The sequence below is a fragment of the Streptomyces sp. NPDC032126 genome (genome assembly GCF_055580085.1).
In genome coordinates this window covers 10,606-28,487 of record NZ_JBVIMA010000021.1, presented here as the reverse complement: position 1 = coordinate 28,487, position 17,882 = coordinate 10,606, and the positions used below count along the sequence as shown (strand labels likewise).

At 71.2% G+C, this 17,882-nt stretch carries 17 protein-coding genes; 14 read left to right on the top strand and 3 right to left on the bottom strand.

Features of this window, described 5'->3' with window-relative positions; translation table 11 throughout:
• Positions 1 to 106 precede the first annotated feature (106 nt).
• The 9 genes from ACZ5NW_RS37550 to ACZ5NW_RS37510 all read left to right on the top strand — a co-directional run bounded on the left by ACZ5NW_RS37550 (position 107) and on the right by ACZ5NW_RS37510 (position 8,261).
• Positions 107 to 751, top strand: a complete 645-nt coding sequence (locus ACZ5NW_RS37550; RefSeq protein WP_468748537.1) for an HAD family hydrolase — start codon at positions 107 to 109, stop codon at positions 749 to 751.
• Positions 752 to 820: 69 nt separating this feature from the next.
• Positions 821 to 1,594: a VC0807 family protein gene (locus tag ACZ5NW_RS37545; RefSeq protein ID WP_468748536.1), complete on the top strand. Its 774-nt coding sequence runs from the start codon at positions 821 to 823 to the stop codon at positions 1,592 to 1,594.
• Positions 1,595 to 1,689: 95 nt separating this feature from the next.
• Positions 1,690 to 2,943 (top strand): MFS transporter, encoded by a 1,254-nt coding sequence (locus ACZ5NW_RS37540; protein ID WP_468748535.1) that lies wholly within the window; start codon positions 1,690 to 1,692, stop codon positions 2,941 to 2,943.
• Entirely contained in the window at positions 2,894 to 4,069 is a 1,176-nt protein-coding gene (locus ACZ5NW_RS37535) for an acetoin utilization protein AcuC (protein WP_468748534.1), read from the top strand. The genes ACZ5NW_RS37540 and ACZ5NW_RS37535 overlap by 50 nt, the downstream gene beginning before the upstream one ends.
• Before the next feature lie 401 nt (positions 4,070 to 4,470).
• Positions 4,471 to 5,253: a phosphatase gene (locus ACZ5NW_RS37530; protein ID WP_468748539.1), complete on the top strand. Its 783-nt coding sequence runs from the start codon at positions 4,471 to 4,473 to the stop codon at positions 5,251 to 5,253.
• A gap of 134 nt (positions 5,254 to 5,387) precedes the next feature.
• On the top strand, positions 5,388 to 5,600 hold the full coding sequence (locus ACZ5NW_RS37525) for a helix-turn-helix domain-containing protein (RefSeq protein ID WP_468748533.1): 213 nt from the start codon (positions 5,388 to 5,390) through the stop codon (positions 5,598 to 5,600).
• Positions 5,601 to 5,770: 170 nt separating this feature from the next.
• Positions 5,771 to 5,869, top strand: coding sequence for a 30S ribosomal protein bS22 (locus ACZ5NW_RS37520; protein WP_003948845.1), 99 nt, complete (start codon positions 5,771 to 5,773; stop codon positions 5,867 to 5,869).
• 200 nt (positions 5,870 to 6,069) lie between these two features.
• Positions 6,070 to 7,131: an NAD-dependent epimerase/dehydratase family protein gene (locus ACZ5NW_RS37515; protein ID WP_468748538.1), complete on the top strand. Its 1,062-nt coding sequence runs from the start codon at positions 6,070 to 6,072 to the stop codon at positions 7,129 to 7,131.
• 14 nt (positions 7,132 to 7,145) lie between these two features.
• A complete protein-coding gene (locus tag ACZ5NW_RS37510) occupies positions 7,146 to 8,261 on the top strand; it encodes a lysophospholipid acyltransferase family protein (RefSeq protein ID WP_468748532.1) in 1,116 nt (371 codons plus the stop codon).
• 72 nt (positions 8,262 to 8,333) lie between these two features.
• Here ACZ5NW_RS37510 and ACZ5NW_RS37505 read toward each other — a convergent pair whose 3' ends face one another.
• The 3 genes from ACZ5NW_RS37505 to ACZ5NW_RS37495 all read right to left on the bottom strand — a co-directional run bounded on the left by ACZ5NW_RS37505 (position 8,334) and on the right by ACZ5NW_RS37495 (position 11,940).
• A complete protein-coding gene (locus tag ACZ5NW_RS37505; protein ID WP_468748531.1) occupies positions 8,334 to 9,560 on the bottom strand; it encodes a DUF5667 domain-containing protein in 1,227 nt (408 codons plus the stop codon).
• A gap of 252 nt (positions 9,561 to 9,812) precedes the next feature.
• Complete coding sequence (locus ACZ5NW_RS37500; RefSeq protein WP_468748530.1) at positions 9,813 to 10,652, bottom strand: ECF subfamily RNA polymerase sigma factor, BldN family; 840 nt, start codon at positions 10,650 to 10,652, stop codon at positions 9,813 to 9,815.
• Between the two features lie 361 nt (positions 10,653 to 11,013).
• Entirely contained in the window at positions 11,014 to 11,940 is a 927-nt protein-coding gene (locus tag ACZ5NW_RS37495) for an HAD family hydrolase (RefSeq protein WP_468748529.1), read from the bottom strand.
• A 150-nt stretch (positions 11,941 to 12,090) separates the two neighbouring features.
• On the opposite strand from ACZ5NW_RS37495, the gene ACZ5NW_RS37490 reads away from it, so the two are divergent.
• From ACZ5NW_RS37490 to ACZ5NW_RS37470, 5 genes are all read left to right on the top strand, one after another.
• Positions 12,091 to 12,366, top strand: a complete 276-nt coding sequence (locus tag ACZ5NW_RS37490) for a glutaredoxin family protein (protein WP_468748528.1) — start codon at positions 12,091 to 12,093, stop codon at positions 12,364 to 12,366.
• Positions 12,367 to 12,601: 235 nt separating this feature from the next.
• Positions 12,602 to 13,369 carry a redox-sensing transcriptional repressor Rex gene (locus ACZ5NW_RS37485; RefSeq protein WP_468748527.1) on the top strand — a complete coding sequence of 256 codons (768 nt, stop codon included), beginning with the start codon at positions 12,602 to 12,604 and terminating at the stop codon, positions 13,367 to 13,369.
• A complete protein-coding gene (locus tag ACZ5NW_RS37480; protein WP_468748526.1) occupies positions 13,366 to 15,102 on the top strand; it encodes a glutamyl-tRNA reductase in 1,737 nt (578 codons plus the stop codon). The genes ACZ5NW_RS37485 and ACZ5NW_RS37480 overlap by 4 nt, the downstream gene beginning before the upstream one ends.
• Positions 15,099 to 16,058 carry a hydroxymethylbilane synthase gene (hemC, locus tag ACZ5NW_RS37475; protein ID WP_468748525.1) on the top strand — a complete coding sequence of 320 codons (960 nt, stop codon included), beginning with the start codon at positions 15,099 to 15,101 and terminating at the stop codon, positions 16,056 to 16,058. Before ACZ5NW_RS37480 ends, hemC begins: the two co-directional genes overlap by 4 nt.
• On the top strand, positions 16,055 to 17,755 hold the full coding sequence (locus tag ACZ5NW_RS37470) for a bifunctional uroporphyrinogen-III C-methyltransferase/uroporphyrinogen-III synthase (RefSeq protein ID WP_468748524.1): 1,701 nt from the start codon (positions 16,055 to 16,057) through the stop codon (positions 17,753 to 17,755). The genes hemC and ACZ5NW_RS37470 overlap by 4 nt, the downstream gene beginning before the upstream one ends.
• Positions 17,756 to 17,882 lie beyond the last annotated feature (127 nt).

The following is a 17,882-nucleotide window of genomic DNA, read 5'->3' as shown; positions in this document are numbered from 1 at the left end:
GTACTGCAGGGGGGACCCTGTGGGAGAGTAGGACACCGCCGAACAATCATTGTGGGAAACCCCGCACCGTTATGGTGCGGGGTTTTCTGCGTTTAAGCTCGCAGTTATGCGCTATGACCTTGTCGTCTTCGACAACGACGGTGTGCTCGTGGACAGCGAGCCCATCTCCAACCGGCATCTCGCGGCCTATCTCACCGAGCTCGGGCACCCGACGACGTACGAGGAGTCGATCCGGGACTACATGGGGTCCGCGATGCACCGGATCCATGAGCTGATTCTGGAGCGGACCGGTGAGCGGTTGCCGGCGGACTTCGACGATGTCTTCCACGGCAGGGTCTTCGCCGCCTTCGAGCGCGAGCTGACGCCGGTGTCGGGGGTCTCCGGGGTACTGGAGAAGCTGGCGGCGGACGGGGTGCCGTACTGCGTGGCCTCCTCCGGGAGTCATGAGCGGATCCGGGTGGGGCACCGGGCGACCGGGCTGGACCGGTGGTTCGACGAGTCCCGGATCTTCAGCTCGCAGGACGTCGGCCGGGGAAAGCCCGCCCCGGACCTCTTCCTGCACGCGGCCGAGCGGATGGGGGTGGCCCCGGAGCGGTGTGTCGTCGTGGAGGACTCGCCGCTCGGCGTGCAGGCGGCGGTCGCGGCCGGGATGGACGTCTACGGGTTCACCGCCATGACACCGGCCGACGGGCTCATGGGGGCGACTCGACTCTTCGCGGACATGGGGGAGTTGGGGGACCTGCTGCTCTGACATTTGTCATGCGGACGTCCGGACGATCGTTTCTACTGGGGGACCCCCGGCTGCCGCGAAGCTAAGGGCATGACGACGAAGACGAGCACCACGAAGACGAACGCGACGAAGACGAACGCGAAGCGCGCCCACCTCACCCCCCTCCTCGTGGATGTCGCGGTGCCCCTCGGGTCGTACTACCTCTTCAAGGACGGCTTCGGGACGAGCACGTTCGCGGCGCTCGCCTGGAGCAGCGTGGTGCCGGCCGTGCGGACGGTGTGGGGCGCGGTGAAGGAGCGCACGACCAACGGGCTCGCCCTGCTCATCCTCGTGGTGAACGTCGTCGGGCTGGTGCTCAGCTTCGTGTCCGGGGATCCGCGGCTGATGCTCGCCAAGGACGGCGCGGTCAGCAGCACCGTGGGGATCGGGATCCTGGTGTCCGTGGCGCTGGGGAAGCCGATGATGACCGCGGCCATGCGGCCGCTCATGGTGAAGGGCGACGCGGCGCGGGACGCGGCCTGGGAGCGGCTGGTGTCGGGGGCCGTGTCCGGCTCGGTGGCCTTCCGCCGCAAGGAGCGGGTCTTCTCGATGGTGTGGGGTGTCGTGCTGCTCGCCGAGTGCCTCGTGCGGGTCGTGGGCGCGTACACCGTGCCGGTGGACACCATGGTCTGGCTGGGCGGGGTCATCATGGCCGGTGCGATGGTGATCGGGTTCGTGCTCAGCGGGGGCCTGGCCGTGGAGACGATGAAGGGGCTGCTGGCCGATGAGGTGAAGGCGGCGGCCGAGGAGAGCGCGGCGAAGGCGGGCACCCCCGCATCCACCCCGGGCTCCACCCCGGCCTCCGACCTGGCTCTCGCCCGGTAGACCGGTAGAGCCGACCTCTCTCCCGCCAAAGCTGAGGGAAATTCATCTTTGGCAAGATCTACCCAGCAGTAGCCCGGGGCCCTACGCTCGCCGCCATGACAGAAGTGCTGCGGCGCGGTAGGGCCTCGTTGGCGTTCAGCTTCTTCGCGCAAGGCGTCGCCTTCGCTCTGCTGGTGACCCGGATCCCGGCCATCCAGGACCGGTACGGGGTGTCCGACGCGCTGCTGCCCGCCTTCCTCGCGGCCGTGCCCGTGCTGGCCGGTGCGGGCAGTGTGGCGACCGAGCAGCTGGTGAGGCGAATACGACCGAGCGTGGTGCTGCGCTGGTCCCAGCCGGTCGTGCTGCTGGCGCTGGTCGGGGTCGGGTCCGGGGACCGGGTGGCCGTACTGGGGGCGGCGCTGGCGGTGTTCGGGCTGTCGGTGGGCGCCCTGGACGCGTCCATGAACATGCTCGGGGTCAGTCTTCAACGGGCGTACGGGCGCAGCATCATGCTGAGCTTTCACGCGGCGTACAGCCTGGGCGGGATCGTCGGGGCGTCGCTGGCGTGGGCGGGGGCGCACTGGCATCTCGCGCTGTGGGTGTCGTATCTGCCGGTGGTGACGGTGCTGCTGCCCGCGGTGCTGGTGGGGAGCCGGTGGTACGTCGACGGGAAGGCCGCGCCGGCGGAGCAGGCACCGGCGGAGCAGCAGGCGCCGGAAGCGGTGGGCGGCGGCACGGGCGTCGTCTTCAGGATGCTGCTTCCGCTGTGTCTGGTGATGTGCTTCGCCTACATCGGGGACTCGACGGTCTCCAACTGGAGTGCGAAGTATCTGCAGGACGTGCTGGGGAGTTCGGAGCAGCTGGCGACCGTGCCGTACAACGTGTACATGGTGACCACGCTGCTCGGGCGGGCGCTCGGGGATCTCGGGGTGCGGCGGTTCGGGGCGGTGGCCGTGGTCCGGGGCGGCGCGGTGGTGGCCGCGGTGGGGTTCGCGGTGGTCGCGGTGGCGCCGGGGCCGTGGGTGGGCATGCTGGGATTCACCCTGCTGGGGCTGGGGTTGTGTGTGCTGGTGCCGCAGACCTTCGCGGCGGCGGGGCGGCTCGCTTCTGAAAATTGGGGCCCCGGGGCCTCGGATGCGGCCGTGGCGCGGCTGAACGTCTTCAACTACGTCGGGTTTCTGGTGGGTTCGCCGCTGGTGGGGGCGTTGGGGGATCTGTGGAGCTATCGGGGGGCGATGCTGGTGCCGATGGTGTTGGTGCTGGTGACGCTCGTGTACGCCCGGTCGTTCGAGGCTCAACCGGACCGATACGGTGGCGGGCATGAGCGGCCGCGCACAGCTGATGTGGGACGAGGCAGTAACGGGCTATGACTTCGGGCCCGAGCATCCGATGGATCCGGTTCGCCTGGAGCTGACCCGGAAGCTGGTCGGGGCTCTCGGGCTCGATCGTGAGGTGGAGGTCGTCGCGGCGAAGCCGGCCGGCGAGTCGACACTGCGGCTGGTGCATCGGGAGGACTACATCGCGGCGGTGAGGGCGGCCTCGGCGGATCCGGAGACGGCCGACACGTCGTACGGGCTGGGGACGATGGACGATCCGGCGTTCGCGGGCATGCACGAGGTCAGCGCACTGATCGCCGGGCAGTCGGTGGGGGCGGCGGAGGCGGTGTGGCGGGGCGAGGCGCTGCACGCGGTGAACTTCGCGGGCGGGCTGCATCACGCGATGCCGGGTGCGGCGTCGGGGTTCTGCATCTACAACGACGCCGCTCTGGCGATCGCGCGGCTGCTGGAGCTGGGGGCCGAGCGGGTGGCCTATGTGGATGTGGACGTGCATCACGGGGACGGGGTGCAGGCGGCGTTCTGGGAGGACCCCCGGGTGCTGACGATCTCCCTGCACGAGCATCCTCGTACGTTGTTCCCGCAGACCGGGTGGCCCGAGGAGACCGGTGGCGCGGGGGCGGCGGAGGGGTCGGCGGTGAATGTCGCGTTGCCGGCGGGGACCGGGGACGCGGGGTGGCTGCGGGCGTTCCACGCGGTGGTGCCGGAGCTGATCGCGGACTTCCGGCCGGATGTGCTGGTGACCCAGCACGGGGCGGACACGCACTTCGAGGATCCGCTGGCGCATCTGGCGGTGTCGCTGGACGCGCAGCGGGCCGTGCAGGTGGCGTGTCATGAGCTGGCGCACGAGTACGCGGGCGGCAAGTGGGTGGCGCTCGGCGGGGGCGGTTACGCGGTGGTGGAGGTGGTGCCACGGTCGTGGACGCATCTGGTGGGCGTGGCGGCCGGTCGGGAGGTGGCGCCGGAGACGGTGATCCCGGAGAGCTGGCGGCAGGACGTGTTCGCGCGGACACGTCAGTTGGGGCCGCAGCGGATGACCGACGGGCGGTGGCCGGTGCGGTGGGCCGAGTGGGAGGCGGGCTACGACCCGGCGGACCGCCTGGACCAGGCGGTGCTGGCGACACGACGGTCGGTGTTTCCGCTACGGGGGCTGTTGGCGTAGAGCGCCGACGCGGAGGGCGCCAACCGGGAGGGGCGTTGCCCCGGAGGACGCCGACCGGAAGGGCGTAGGCGCGGAGGGCGCCGGCATGAAGGGGGTTGGCGGAAGGGCCCCGACGAGAAGGGCCCCGGAAAGGGCGCCGACGGAAAGGGCCCCGACGAGAAGGGCCCCGGAAAGGGCGCCGACGGAAAGGGCCCCGACAAGGAGGCCCCCGACAAGGAGGCCCCCGACGAGAAGGGCCCCGACGCGAAGGGCCCCGACGCGAAGGGCGCCGACAAGAAGGCCCCCGACGCCCCGGCGGGGATGTCTCGGCGTTACGCCGACCGTGGGCTGTTGGTCCGTTTCGGTGGCGGGGGGTTGGACGGGGGCGGCAGCATCGGGGGGTGGGCACGGGTGGTGGTGCGTTGTGGGGGCATCTGGTGGGGGCCCGGCTGGCGGGGGTGGTCGCGTCCTCGTGGGAGGGGAGCCTCGGGCGGTACCGGTTGTTCGCGGCCCGGGATCCCCGGGTGGTGCTGGGGCTCGATCCGCGGGGCGCGTGGGGTGTGCGGGACGTGGTGGCGCTGGTGGGGGAGAAGTGTGGATGGGGTGGGGCGGAAGGTGCGTTCATCGATCCCGCTCTGACGCTCAGGGGGCTCGACGCTTTCGCCGAGCGGGTCGGCCGGGTCGCCGAGCGGCGCGGGGCCGTACTGATCGGGACCGGGCATCCGGATCGGCTGCTCGGGTTCTACGCCGGGCTCGCGGACGCGCTGTCGGCGGCGGGATGTGCCGTTCTCACCCCGGCGTATGGTCGCTGTGTCGACATAACGACCCGGTTCGGTCTACGTACGCACAACCTCGTGTACGTACGGGGAGTCGGGTTCCTGAGAGAAACAGGGCGCCAGAGCGCCGGTTGTGCGACCGGCGCGCACTCGCACTCGCCGCTCCCGGTTCGGGTCGCCCTGGCGGCGGCGGCCGAGGCCGGCGGGCCGTTGCCCGAGCTGGTGATCGGGGATCACGGCTGGGTCTGCGGGGCAGGTCAGCTGGGGTTCGAGGCCGTGGGGCTGGCCGATGTGGACGACCCCGCGCTGTTCGTGGGGCAGGCGGAGGGGGTCGTGTCCGTGGTCGTTCCGGTTGATGATGCGGTGCGGTCCGATTACTACCTGCCGCTGACCCGCTACGTACTCAATCGGGCGTGTCTGTCACAGTAGGCCGCCGATGGGTGCACCTCTTCCCCACTCGCATCACCCGCCCCTAGTCTGGGGAGTGAGCACGCAGCGACGAAGAGTCACCGGAAGGGGAAGCCGGTGGCCGACGAGTCGAGTGCGGAAGGTTCAGGTGTGTCATGGCTGCAGCTGGCGAGAGGCCTCTGAGCGAGGTCACGTTCCTTACCGTGGCGGAAGTGGCCGCGGTGATGCGAGTGTCCAAGATGACCGTGTACCGGCTGGTGCACAGCGGTCATCTGCCCGCGATCCGGGTGGGGCGGTCCTTCCGCGTCCCCGAGAACGCGGTTCACGAGTACCTCCGCGATAGCTTCGTGGGGGTGGAAACCGCCTAGTCCGCACAGTCCGCGGCAAGGAGTCCACGTCCTGGGGAGGCTCGTTCCAGGGGCCTCCCCGGACCCTCGATTAACGGCCTCGGCGCTCGGGCGGGTAGGCTAGCCCCTCGTAGGTCGTGTGGGCCCATGGCGCCCAAACACCGAGTGATGAGAAGTGAGCGAGGGTAGTCGTGGGCTCTGTTATCAAGAAGCGGCGCAAGCGGATGGCCAAGAAGAAGCACCGCAAGCTGCTCAAGCGCACGCGCGTTCAGCGTCGTAACAAGAAGTAGTACGACGCGGCGAGCGCCGAAGCGTGTTGTGCGGCCCCCCACCTCTTCCGAGGTGGGGGGCCGCACTCCTTTCCGTGACTTCTCGTCACGTCATGCATCGGGTGGTCATCACAGCGCAACACCGAACCGCTAAGTTGGCCTCATCGGGGAAACCGGTGGAACAACCTGTAGAACCAGCTCCCGAGAGGAAGGCGCTGATCGTGGGCAAGGTCGTGCTCGTGACCGGAGTGGCCCGTCAGCTGGGGGGCCGGTTCGTACGACGGATCCAGCGCGACCCGGAGGTCGACAGGGTCGTCGCCGTGGACGCCGTGCGGCCCGAGCACCATCTCGGCGGGGCCGAGTTCGTCCAGACCGACATCCGGCAGCCCACCATCGCCCGGGTGCTCGCCGAGAGCGGCGCCGACACGGTCGTCCACATGGATGTGACGGCCACCGCGCTGGGCAGCGGAAGCCGGGCGACGGTCAAGGAGACCAACGTCATCGGCACCATGCAGCTCCTCGGCGCCTGCCAGAAGTCGCCGAGCGTGAAGCGGCTGGTGATCAAGTCCAGCACCAATGTCTACGGGTCCGCGCCGCGCGATCCGGCCGTGTTCACCGAGACCACCGCGGCCAAGTCGCTGCCCAGCGGTGGCTTCGCCAAGGACACCGTCGAGGTCGAGGGGTATGTGCGCGGGTTCGCCCGGCGGCGGCCCGATGTCGCGGTGTGCGTGCTGCGGTTCGCCAACATCCTCGGGCCGACCGCCGAGACGCCGCTCGTCTCGTACTTCTCGCTGCCCGTGCTGCCCACGGTGTTCGGGTACGACCCCCGGTTGCAGTTCGTGCACGAGGACGACGTCATCGAGGTGCTGCGGATCGCCTCGCACGAGCCGGCGCGCGGCACCCTCAACAGCGGCACGTTCAACATCGCGGGCGACGGGGTGCTGCTGCTGTCGCAGTGTTCGCGGCGGCTCGGTCGGCCCACCGTGCCGTTGCTGCTGCCCGCCGTCACGTGGGCGGGCTCCCTGGTGCGTACGCTGGGCATGACGGACTTCTCGCCCGAGCAGATCCGGCTGCTCACCCACGGCCGGGTCGTGGCGACGGACCAGATGCGCGACACGCTCGGGTTCCGGCCGAAGTACACGACGGCCGAGACCTTCGCCGACTTCGCACGCAGTCAGGGACCCGGACTGCTGCCGCCGGAGGCCCTCGCGGGGGCCGTCGACCGGATTGCCGCGCTGCCCGTGCTGGGCGGCGGCCACTCCCTGAGCCACAGCGCCAACTGAGGAGCGCATCAACGATGGCGGACGCCAAGGTCATTCCGTTCGACGACGACCGGTCCCGGGGGAGCGCCGTGCAGCGGTCGCCGCGGCGCCGGAGCGCGGGGATCAGCCGGCGCAAGGGGGGCGAGCAGCCCGTGCCGGTGCGCGAGGTGCGCGAGATCGGTGAGGTCCAGCCCCTGCCCGGCAGGGCGGGCAGGCAGGATGATGTTCCCGTGACCGGTGAGGTGTCGGGTGATGTGTCGGGTGGATCGTCGGGTGAGGCGTCGGGTGAGGAGAGGTCGTCCCGGATGGGCGGGGGGCTGGAGCGGCGGATCGCCGGCGGCCTGTCGTTCCTGCGGCGCCGCCTCACGGGTGACTACGAGGTCGACGACTTCGGCTACGACGAGGAGCTCACCGACCAGGTCCTGATGTCGCTGCTGCGGCCGGTGTACGAGAAGTACTTCCGGGTCGAGGTGAAGGGCGTCGAGAACATCCCGGCGGAGGGCGGGGCGCTGATCGTCGCCAACCACTCGGGGACGCTGCCGCTGGACGGGCTGATGATGCAGGTGGCGGTGCACGACCACCACCCGGCGGGCCGTCATCTGCGGCTGCTCGCCGCGGACCTGGTGTTCGTCCTGCCCGTCGTCAATGAGCTGGCCCGCAAGCTGGGGCACACGCTGGCCTGCGCGGAGGACGCGGAACGGCTGCTGGGGCAGGGCGAGCTGGTCGGTGTGATGCCGGAGGGCTTCAAGGGCATCGGCAAGCCGTTCGGCGAGCGCTACAAGCTTCAGCGCTTCGGCCGGGGCGGCTTCGTCTCGACGGCGCTGCGCAAGGGCGCGCCGATCATTCCGTGCTCGATCGTCGGGGCGGAGGAGATCTACCCGATGATCGGCAACGCGAAGACGCTCGCCCGGGTGCTGGGTTTCCCGTACTTCCCGTTGACGCCCACGTTTCCGTGGCTGGGTCCGCTGGGGGCGATCCCGCTGCCCACCAAGTGGACGATCCAGTTCGGTGAGCCGATCCCGACGGACGGCTATCCGCCGGAGGCGGCGGACGACCCGATGCTGATGTTCAACCTGACGGACCAGGTCAGAGAACAGATCCAGCACACGCTGTACAAGCTGCTCGTGCAGCGGCGGTCGGTGTTCTTCTGAGCGGTTCGGCAGTACGACGTTGGGGCGCCCTTCTCCGGAAGGGCGCCCCAACGTCGTACTGGCTGCCAGGATCTAGGTCGCGTCGTCGCTGTCGATGCCCAGACCCGGGAGGAGGCCCGGGAGCAGGGGTTTGATGGTGACTTCCGGCTCGGGGGTGGGGGTTGAGGGCGGGGAGGTCGGCGTGGAGCCCAGCGGGGGGTCCAGGAGGCCGCCGGTGTTGCCGCCGAGCAGGCCGTCGTCCTGGGTGGAGGAGTCCGCGGACGTGCTCGGGGAGCCGGACTGGTGGGCGCCGGGGGCCGAGCCCTGGCCCGTGCCGGGGGTGGTGTCGCCGCCGGTGCCGGAGGTGTCCGCGGACGACGAGTCCGTGCCCTCGCGCACTCCCGAGCCGCCGCCCTGGGCGGGAGGCTGGGGGAGGAGAGACTGCAGCGGGGCGACTTCCTGCTCTATGGCGTCGAGCACCGACGACACCTGCTGACTGACGTCCCCGAGCTGGACCGGCAGGCGGTCGCGCACGGCGCTCCACACCTCCCGGTGCGAGCGGGAGAACGCCGACAGGGCCTGCATGGGGCCCAGGGAGTCGGGGTCGCGCTCATACGCCTCGTGCAGCAGCCGGTGTCCCTCGGACGCGTCGTACTGCATGCCGGTCAGGGTGCGGCGGATCTCGCCGAGGGACTCGTGGTCGAGGGGGCCGCTCCTGCCGCGCTCCAGGAGCCGCCGGGCCTCGCTCAGGCGCGTCGACGCCTGGTCGAGGAACGCCTCGCCGCGCTCGCTGTCGCCGTCGGCGAGGTAGTTCAGCTTGAAGTCCTCGATGCCGCGCTTGAGCCCGTAGAGCGAGTCACCGGGGAGGGCGTCGGAGCTGGCCGCGGCGACTCCGCCGAAGGCACCCGCGGCGACGCCGACGCTGAGTCCGCCCGCGGTGAGGCCCTTGGCGAGCCGGGAGCGGGGCCGGAACTTGCCCAGTGGGCTCGCCCGGTGAGCGCCCCGGCCGCGTGCGCGCTGCTCGGGCACCGAAGGGTCCGACGTCTCGCCTCCGAGCGTGCCTTCCTGGAGCATGGCCTCCATGGCGGCCACCAGCTGGGCCCGCTGGACGACCTTGACCTCGGGGTCGAGCTCCGGTCTGGGCAGCTCGGCGAGGCCGGTGGCGAGGGCCAGGAGCTGGCCCTGCTCGGTCTGGTCCGCAGCGGCCGGCGCCGGTGCCGGTCCTTCGGTCTGCTCGGCCGCCGTGCCCTGATCGGACTGCTGCTCCAGGGCCTGGGCGAAGGCGTTCGCCCGCCGGTGCACCGATACGTTCGCGATCACTGGCGGCACCTCCTCTCGTCATGACGGTCGACTCCCCGGGGGTCCTCGGGGTTGCACGCACGCGACCGATTCCCCACGATCGGGTGATCGGGGTCGGCCGGTACGTGACCACAGGGAGCCTGCATCCCGCACAACGACTGGCGCGGCACTTGGGTTACGGACTGCGGATGATCGGATCGGGAAGCCAACGGACTTTCACTGACCGTGAGTTGGGGATCGCGGAGCGTGGGGGTACGGCTGCGTGGGGTCAGCTCAGCGGGCGTCGTCCGGCAGGAGGCGGGCCAGGGTGCGGACGGCGCGGTACTGGAGGGTCTTGATGGCGCCCTCGTTCTTGCCCATCACGCGCGCGGTCTCGGCGACGGACAGGCCCTGCAGGAAGCGGAGGGTCACGCACTCCTGCTGCTGGGGGTTGAGCCGGCGCACGGCGTCGAGAAGCGCGGCGTTGGAGAGGGACTCCAGGACGGAGTCCTCGGGGGAGCGCTCGACCTCGTTGGCGTCGAGCATCTCGCCGGTGGTGACTTCCAGGCGGAAGCGGCTGGACTTGAAGTGGTCGGCGACGAGGTTGCGGGCGATGGTGACGAGCCAGGCGCCGAAGTCGCGGCCCTGCCAGGTGAAGGTGCCGATGCGGCGCAGGGCGCGCAGGAACGTCTCGCTGGTGAGGTCCTCGGCGGTCGCCTTGCCGCCGACGCGGTAGTAGATGTAGCGGTAGACGGTGTCGCTGTACTGGTCGTAGAGGCGGCCGAAGGCGTCGGCCTCGCCGGCCTGGGCGCGCTCCACGAGGTCCATCATCCGGGCGCTGTCGCTGTCGGCGGCGGGTCGGCGCGCGGTGGTGGCGGCGCCGGCCGCCGGGCGTCCCCGTCTGCCGGCCGCCCGCGTGTCGCCCGACCGCCGCCCCTCGACGACGGCGCCCCGCGCCGGCACCTGCTCGAGGCCGTCGGCCAGTGCGTAGCACGGGCCGACCGGTGCGGTGGCGGCGAAGGCGGGGACGGCGTACGCGGTGGGGACGAGGCCGCGCAGCGTCTCTTTGACCGTTGCGACAGTTGCGCGCAGCGTAGCCAGGCCCGAGGCGTCAACCCCGACGTGTGGGTACACGGGACTCCCAGAGGCAGAGCTTCCATCACGTGCAGTGCGGGACCGTTCACCCGTCGTAGCGACGGAGGGGGTACCGGTTTGCGTCTGAGGAGAATAACGCTTCGTGCAGGCGCTGCTACACCCAGTTGCTCAAATCATCGATTACGTCGCTTCTGTAACCGATTGACGCCCGATCAAGTACCGCAGAGTGAGCGGTTGTTGATCGAAAAGGTTCGTATTGCGGGCTGGTACGGGGCGTGTTGTGGCTGTGCGCGGACAAGGCGCATGGATGGGGGCGGTGCGGGGTACGACGGTGGGATTGGCCGGTTCCCGCGGGCGCGTTGGCCGAGATGATCAGGTCGGGCCGATCCGTGCGCGCCGGTCAACGGCGACGGCGGCTCAGGGCGATGGCCGCCGCCGTGCCGCCGGCCACCGCGCCGACGCCCGCGGCCGCGGGGATGCCCACCTTCGCCGCCTTGCGGCCGGTGCGGTAGTCGCGCAGACGCCAGTCCAGCTCCCGGGCGTGTTTGCGGAGTTTCGTGTCCGGGTTGATCGCGTAGGGGTGGCCGACCAGGGACAGCATCGGGATGTCGTTGTGGCTGTCGCTGTAGGCCGCGCAGCGGGTGAGGTCCAGGCCCTCCGCCGCCGCCAGGGCGCGTACCGCCTCCGCCTTCGCCGGGCCGTGCAGCGGCTCGCCCACCAGCTTGCCCGTGTAGACGCCGTCGACCGACTCTGCCACCGTGCCCAGCGCGCCCGTGAGTCCCAGGCGGCGGGCGATGACCTGGGCGATCTCCACCGGCGCCGCCGTCACCAGCCACACCTTCTGGCCCGCGTCCAGGTGCGCCTGGGCCAGTGCGCGCGTGCCGGGCCAGATGCGCTCGGCCATGTACTCGTCGTAGATCTCCTCGCCGATCGACATCAGCTCGGAGACCCGGTGGCCCTTGACGATCGACAGGGCCGAGTCGCGGGCGTCCTGCATGTGCTCGGGGTCCTCGACGCCCGCCAGGCGGAACCACGCCTGCTGCCAGGCGAACCTGACCAGGTCGCGGGTCTCGAAGAACTTCCGCTTGTACAGGCCCCGGCCGAAGTGGAAGAGCGCGGCGCCCTGCATCACCGTGTTGTCCAGGTCGAAGAAGGCGGCGGCCCGGTCGTCGCCGAGCACCGGGAACTGGGGTTCCTTCCCCTCTTCTTCCTCGACGGCGGATTCGGGGACCGACTTGCGCGCAGCCTCCGCCGAGGCCTCGCCTGCCAACACGCTCCGCGCCGTGGCGGAGCGCCTACGGGGAGTGAGCCATCCGAGAGCGGCCATGGCGTGAGCATAGCCAGTTTGTTCGGTGCTTCCGTCAGCCGCGAGGTTCGAAGGTGTGAACTCTCCGCGACCACACCGTAAAAGCCGCGCTGTCGCGCGCGGGCGGGAGGTGTCGGCGGCCACCCGTACGGCGGCGTGAGAATGGAGAGCATGACTCCCCTTTTCCGCCGGAAGGGCCCCGCCCCGCAGGACCGGCTCGTGACGTTGATCGGCAAGCCCGGCTGTCATCTGTGTGACGAGGCACAGATCGTCATCGAGAAGGTCTGCGGTGATCTCGGGGTGCCCTGGGAGAAGAAGGACATCACCGAGGATCCGCACCTGCACGACCAGTACTGGGAGCAGATTCCCGTGGTGCTCGTCGACGGGGCGCAGCACACCTTCTGGCGCGTGAACGAGGAGCGGCTGCGCCGGGAACTGACCGGGTAGTCCAAAGTGGTCCGAAAGTCGCTTAGGATCGACGGCGAGTTGGTCTTGGGGGCGGGATTCACGAGGAGCGTGAGCTGTTTTGCCCCCAGGAGCGAAGCGCGTGACCCCGGTCACGTTGGCCGGGCAAATCGGACACCATCTTTGTGCACGCGTTCACAAAGACATAGCCTGCATTCGACGGGGCGGTCTGGGGACGTACGACCGCCTGCAGCCCCGCTCTACCCGCAGGAGCACCGTGGCAACTGGCCGAACTCACCGACCGGCGACCCGTAGCCGAGGGATTCCCGAGGCCACGGTCGCCCGGCTTCCGCTGTACCTCCGCGCCCTGACCGCGCTGTCGGAGCGCTCGGTCCCCACGGTCTCCTCCGAGGAGCTCGCGGCCGCGGCCGGGGTCAACTCCGCCAAGCTGCGCAAGGACTTCTCGTACCTGGGTTCGTACGGGACCCGTGGCGTCGGCTACGACGTCGAGTATCTCGTCTACCAGATCTCGCGTGAGCTCGGGCTCACTCAGGACTGGCCGGTTGTCATCGTCGGTATCGGTAACCTCGGCGCCGCTCTCGCCAACTACGGCGGGTTCGCGTCCAGGGGGTTCCGGGTCGCCGCCCTCATCGACGCCGACCCGGCCATGACCGGACGGCAGGTCGCCGGGATCGCCGTGCAGCACAGCGACGACCTGGAGAAGATCATCTCCGACAACGGCGTCTCCATCGGCGTGATCACCACCCCGCCGGGCGTCGCCCAGCAGGTCTGCGACCGGCTCGTGGCCGCCGGGGTCACCTCCATTCTGAACTTCGCGCCGACCGTGCTGTCCGTCCCGGACGGCGTGGACGTGCGGAAAGTGGATCTGTCGATCGAGCTGCAGATCCTCGCCTTCCACGAGCAGCGCAAGGCCGGCGAGGAGGCCGCGCTGCCCGACGGCACCGGGCCGGCCGCCGTCACCCGCGGCGACTCCGCCGCCGACCAGGGGCCCGACGGGGACGTACCCGCCGTGATGCCGGCATGAGCCTTCTCGTCGTAGGACTGAGCCACCGCAGCGCACCGGTCAGCGTGCTGGAGCGGGCCTCGCTGAGCACCGACGCGCAGATCAAGTTGCTCCAGGACACCGTCGCCGCCGAGCCCGCCGCCGAGGCCGCCGTCCTCGCCACCTGCAACCGCATCGAGCTCTACGCCGACGTGGACAAGTTCCACGCGGGCGTCGCCGAGCTGTCCACCCTCCTCGCCCAGCACAGCGGCGTCGGTCTGGACGAGCTCACCCCTTATCTGTACGTGCACTACGAGGACCGGGCCGTCCACCACATGTTCTCGGTGGCCTGCGGACTGGACTCCATGGTCGTCGGCGAGGGCCAGATCCTCGGCCAGATAAAGGACTCCCTCGCCCAGGCGCAGGACCTGCACACCGCCGGCCGGCTGATGAACGACCTGTTCCAGCAGGCCCTGCGCGTCGGCAAGCGCGCCCACTCCGAGACCGGCATCGACCGGGCCGGGCAGTCCCTGGTGACCTTCGGCCTGGAGCAGCTCGCCCGGGGCGCCGAGGTGCCGGGCTGGGCCGCCGGGAAGAAGGCGCTGGTCATCGGCGCCGGGTCGATGTCCTCGCTGGCCGCCGCGACCCTCGCGCGCGCCGGGGTCGACGAGATCGCCGTCGCCAACCGCACCTTCGAGCGCGCCGAGCGGCTCGCCCAGATCCTCAACGACGCCGACGGAACGCACGTGACGGCCCGCGCGGTACCGATGGAATCGGTGCCGGCCGAGCTGACACGTGCCGACGTCGCGGTGTCCTGTACCGGGGCGACGGGGCTGGTGCTGACGGCCGAGGCGGTCGCCGCGGCGGTGGACGGGCGCGTCGCCTTGGGCACGCCGGACGCCGGTGCCGGCCGGGGGCCGCTCGCGCAGCCCGGCGCCGACCGGGTCCGTACCGCCCAGGGCGGCACGCCCGCTCGCGGCCGCACGGGCCCGGCCGACGACGAGAACTGTCCGCTCGACCTGTCCGCCGTACAGCCCGGCTTCTCCGTCATGGGGGAGGCCGCCGTCGCCGGGATGGACGCGGCGACGCTCGAACAGCACGCCGCGTGGGTCGACAAGGGCACGGTCGTCGAGCGCCGCGAGGACGCCCGCCGGCGCGCCGAGACCGACGCCGAACTGATCACCGCACTCGCCGCGACCGCCGCCACCGTCGGCCGGATCCCGGAGCGGCGCAGGCCCGAGCCCACCGCCGACGCCCTGCGCCCCGAACCCGTGCTGTTCCTGCTCGACCTCGCCATGCCGCGCGACATCGACGCGGCCGCGCACCGGCTCGCCGGGGTGCGCCTGGTGGACATCGAGTCGCTCGCCGAGGCCTCCGCGGACGCCCCGATGGCGGCGGACGTCGACCAGGTGCGGCGGATCGTGTCCGACGAGGTCGCCGCCTTCGGCGCCGCGCTGCGGGCCGCCCACATCACGCCCACCGTGGTCGCCCTGCGCGCCATGGCCGCGGACGTCGTCGCCACCGAGATCGCCCGCCTCGAAGGGCGGCTGCCCGGCCTCGACGACAAGCACCGCAGCGAGATCACCCAGACCGTGAAGCGCGTCGTGGACAAACTGCTGCACGCGCCGACCGTACGGGTCAAGCAGCTCGCCGCCGAGCCCGGCGGCGCCGGGTACGCGGACGCCCTGCGGACCCTGTTCGACCTCGACCCCGAGACGGTCGCCGCCGTCTCCCGGGCCGAGGACAGCACCGAGAAGAACCGAGGGCCACGATGACGGAGAGGGCACTGAGGCTCGGGACCAGGCGGAGCAAGCTCGCCATGGCCCAGTCCGGGCAGGTGGCGGACGCCGTCCGCCGGGTCACCGGACGGCCCGTCGAACTCGTCGAGATCACCACGTACGGCGATGTGTCCCGTGAGGCGCTCGCGCAGATCGGCGGCACCGGCGTGTTCGTCACCGCGCTGCGCGACGCGCTGATCCGGGGCGAGGTCGACTTCGCGGTTCACTCGCTGAAGGACCTGCCGACCACGCAGCCCGAGGAACTCGTCCTGGCCGCCGTACCGGTGCGCGAGGACCCCCGGGACGTGATCGTCGCCCGGGACGCGCTGAAGTTCACCGACCTCCCGCGCGGGGCGCGCATCGGCACCGGTTCGCCGCGCCGCATGGCGCAGCTCAACGCGTACGCACGCGCCCACGGCCTCGACATCGAGACCGTCCCGATCCGCGGGAACGTCGACACCCGCATCCGGTACGTCCACGACGGCGAGCTGGACGCCGTGGTCCTGGCCGCCGCCGGACTCAACCGGATCGGCCGTGCCGACGAGGTGACCGACTTCCTGTCGGTCGACACCGTTCTGCCCGCTCCCGGCCAGGGGGCGCTGGCGATCGAATGCAGCGCGGCCGACGCGGAGCTGATCGCCGCGCTCGCCGAACTCGACGACCCGTTCACCCGGGCCGCCGTGACCGCCGAGCGGTCCCTGCTCGCCGCCCTGGAGGCCGGCTGCAGCGCCCCTGTGGGCGCGCTGGCCGACCTGCTGGCCGACGGGCAGATTGTCAAGGAAATGCGCCTGCGGGCCGTCGTCGGCACGACCGACGGCACCCGTACGGTGCAGCTGTCCACCACCGGTCCCGTGCCCGAGACGCACGAGCGGGCGATGACGCTCGGTCGCGAACTCGCCGCCGAGATGCTCGTCCAGGGCGCGGCCGGTCTGATGGGGGAGCGAGCACAGTGAGCCCCACCGCCCTTCCTGCCGCCGGTCCTGAACACGGGCACGTCACCTTCCTCGGTGCCGGACCCGGGGATCCGGGACTGCTGACTCTGCGCGCCGTGGAGGCGCTGGCGAGCGCGGACGTCCTCGTCGCCGAGCACGAGGTGCTCGACGTCGTGGGCGTGCACGCCAGGCCAGGCGTCACGCACCTGGATCCGGGGTCCGCTGTGGACCCGGTTCCGGGCACGGGCACGCCTCAGCCGACGGTTGTTGACGGCGCGTCAACAACCGCTGCTGGTCCCGCGGTGCGGGATGCCGCACATCTTGTCATGGAGGCCGCGCGGGGCGGCAGGCGGGTCGTCCGTGCGGTGTCCGGGGACCCAGGACTTGATACGTACGCGGCGGAGGAAATGCTCGCCTGCGCGGCGGCCGGTGTGCCCTTCGAGGTCGTGCCGGGCATCGCGGCGGCGGTCGGTGTGCCCGCGTACGCGGGTGTGCCGCTGCGGGACGCCCAGGGCGCGGACGTACGGTTCGTGGACGCCCGTACGGCGTCGGACCGGTGCTGGACCGAGGTCGGCGCGTCCGACGGGACGGTCGTCGTCTCCACGACGCTCGACTCCGTGGCCGCGGCCGCCGGTGAACTGGTCGCGGCCGGCCGCAAGCCCGACACGCCCCTCACGGTCACCGTCGCCGGTACGACGACGCGTCAGCGGACGTGGAGCGCCACCCTCGGGACGATCGCGCAGACGCTGAAGCAGGCGAAGGTGCTGCCGTCGCCGGACGGCGGCCGGCCGGTGATAGCCGTGGTCGGCGAGCGTTCCGCCCCCGCCCAGCGCGACCAGCTGGCGTGGTTCGAGTCCAAGCCGCTGTTCGGCTGGAAGGTACTCGTGCCGCGGACCAAGGAGCAGGCGGTGTCGCTCTCCGACCAGCTGCGGTCGTACGGGGCCGTGCCGCACGAGGTGCCGACGATCGCCGTCGAGCCGCCGCGCACGCCCCAGCAGATGGAGCGGGCCGTGAAGGGGCTCGTGACGGGGCGTTACGAGTGGATCGCCTTCACCTCGGTGAACGCCGTCAAGGCCGTGCGGGAGAAGTTCGAGGAGTACGGGCTCGACGCGCGGGCCTTCGCCGGGATCAAGGTCGCGGCGGTGGGTGAGCAGACCGCCAAGGCGCTGATCGCCTTCGGCGTGAAGCCGGATCTGGTGCCGAGCGGGGAGCAGAGCGCGGCGGGGCTGCTGGAGGACTGGCCGCCGTACGACCCCGTCTTCGACCCGATCGACCGGGTGTTCCTGCCGCGGGCCGACATCGCCACGGAGACGCTGGTCGCCGGGCTCATCGAGCTCGGGTGGGAGGTCGACGACGTCACGGCCTACCGGACCGTGCGGGCCTCGCCGCCGCCGGCGGAGACGCGGGAGGCGATCAAGGGGGGCGGTTTCGACGCGGTGCTGTTCACGTCGTCGTCGACCGTGCGGAACCTGGTCGGTATCGCGGGCAAGCCGCACAACGTCACGGTGATCGCGTGTATCGGCCCGGCCACGGCCAAGACCGCCGAGGAGCACGGGCTGCGGGTGGACGTGATGGCTCCGGAGCCGAGCGTGCACAAGCTGGCGGAGGCGTTGGCGGACTTCGGTCTGAAGCGGAGGGCTGCCGCCGTGGAGGCCGGGGATCCTGTTACTCGGCCCAGTGAGAGGCGGCCGGGGGCGCGGAGGCGTCGGGCTACCTGAGTTGCGCTGAGCTGAGTTGTGTTGTGCGGGTGGGTGGGGTGGTCGGCCCTGGGGGCTCCGCCCCCAGACCCCCGGGCCTCTGCCCACCCGCCACCCGAGTCGGTGCGTCGGTGTTTCCGGTGGGGCC

Excerpts from the sequence above, each read along its gene's own strand:
- ACZ5NW_RS37550 (WP_468748537.1), top strand. The coding sequence starts at position 107 with ATGCGCTATGACCTTGTCGTCTTCGACAACGACGGTGTGCTCGTGGAC.
- ACZ5NW_RS37545 (WP_468748536.1), top strand. The coding sequence starts at position 821 with ATGACGACGAAGACGAGCACCACGAAGACGAACGCGACGAAGACGAAC.
- ACZ5NW_RS37540 (WP_468748535.1), top strand. The coding sequence starts at position 1,690 with ATGACAGAAGTGCTGCGGCGCGGTAGGGCCTCGTTGGCGTTCAGCTTC.
- ACZ5NW_RS37535 (WP_468748534.1), top strand. The coding sequence starts at position 2,894 with ATGAGCGGCCGCGCACAGCTGATGTGGGACGAGGCAGTAACGGGCTAT.
- ACZ5NW_RS37525 (WP_468748533.1), top strand. The coding sequence starts at position 5,388 with ATGGCTGCAGCTGGCGAGAGGCCTCTGAGCGAGGTCACGTTCCTTACC.
- ACZ5NW_RS37510 (WP_468748532.1), top strand. The coding sequence starts at position 7,146 with ATGGCGGACGCCAAGGTCATTCCGTTCGACGACGACCGGTCCCGGGGG.
- ACZ5NW_RS37495 (WP_468748529.1), bottom strand. The coding sequence starts at position 11,940 with ATGGCCGCTCTCGGATGGCTCACTCCCCGTAGGCGCTCCGCCACGGCG.
- ACZ5NW_RS37490 (WP_468748528.1), top strand. The coding sequence starts at position 12,091 with ATGACTCCCCTTTTCCGCCGGAAGGGCCCCGCCCCGCAGGACCGGCTC.
- ACZ5NW_RS37480 (WP_468748526.1), top strand. The coding sequence starts at position 13,366 with ATGAGCCTTCTCGTCGTAGGACTGAGCCACCGCAGCGCACCGGTCAGC.
- hemC (WP_468748525.1), top strand. The coding sequence starts at position 15,099 with ATGACGGAGAGGGCACTGAGGCTCGGGACCAGGCGGAGCAAGCTCGCC.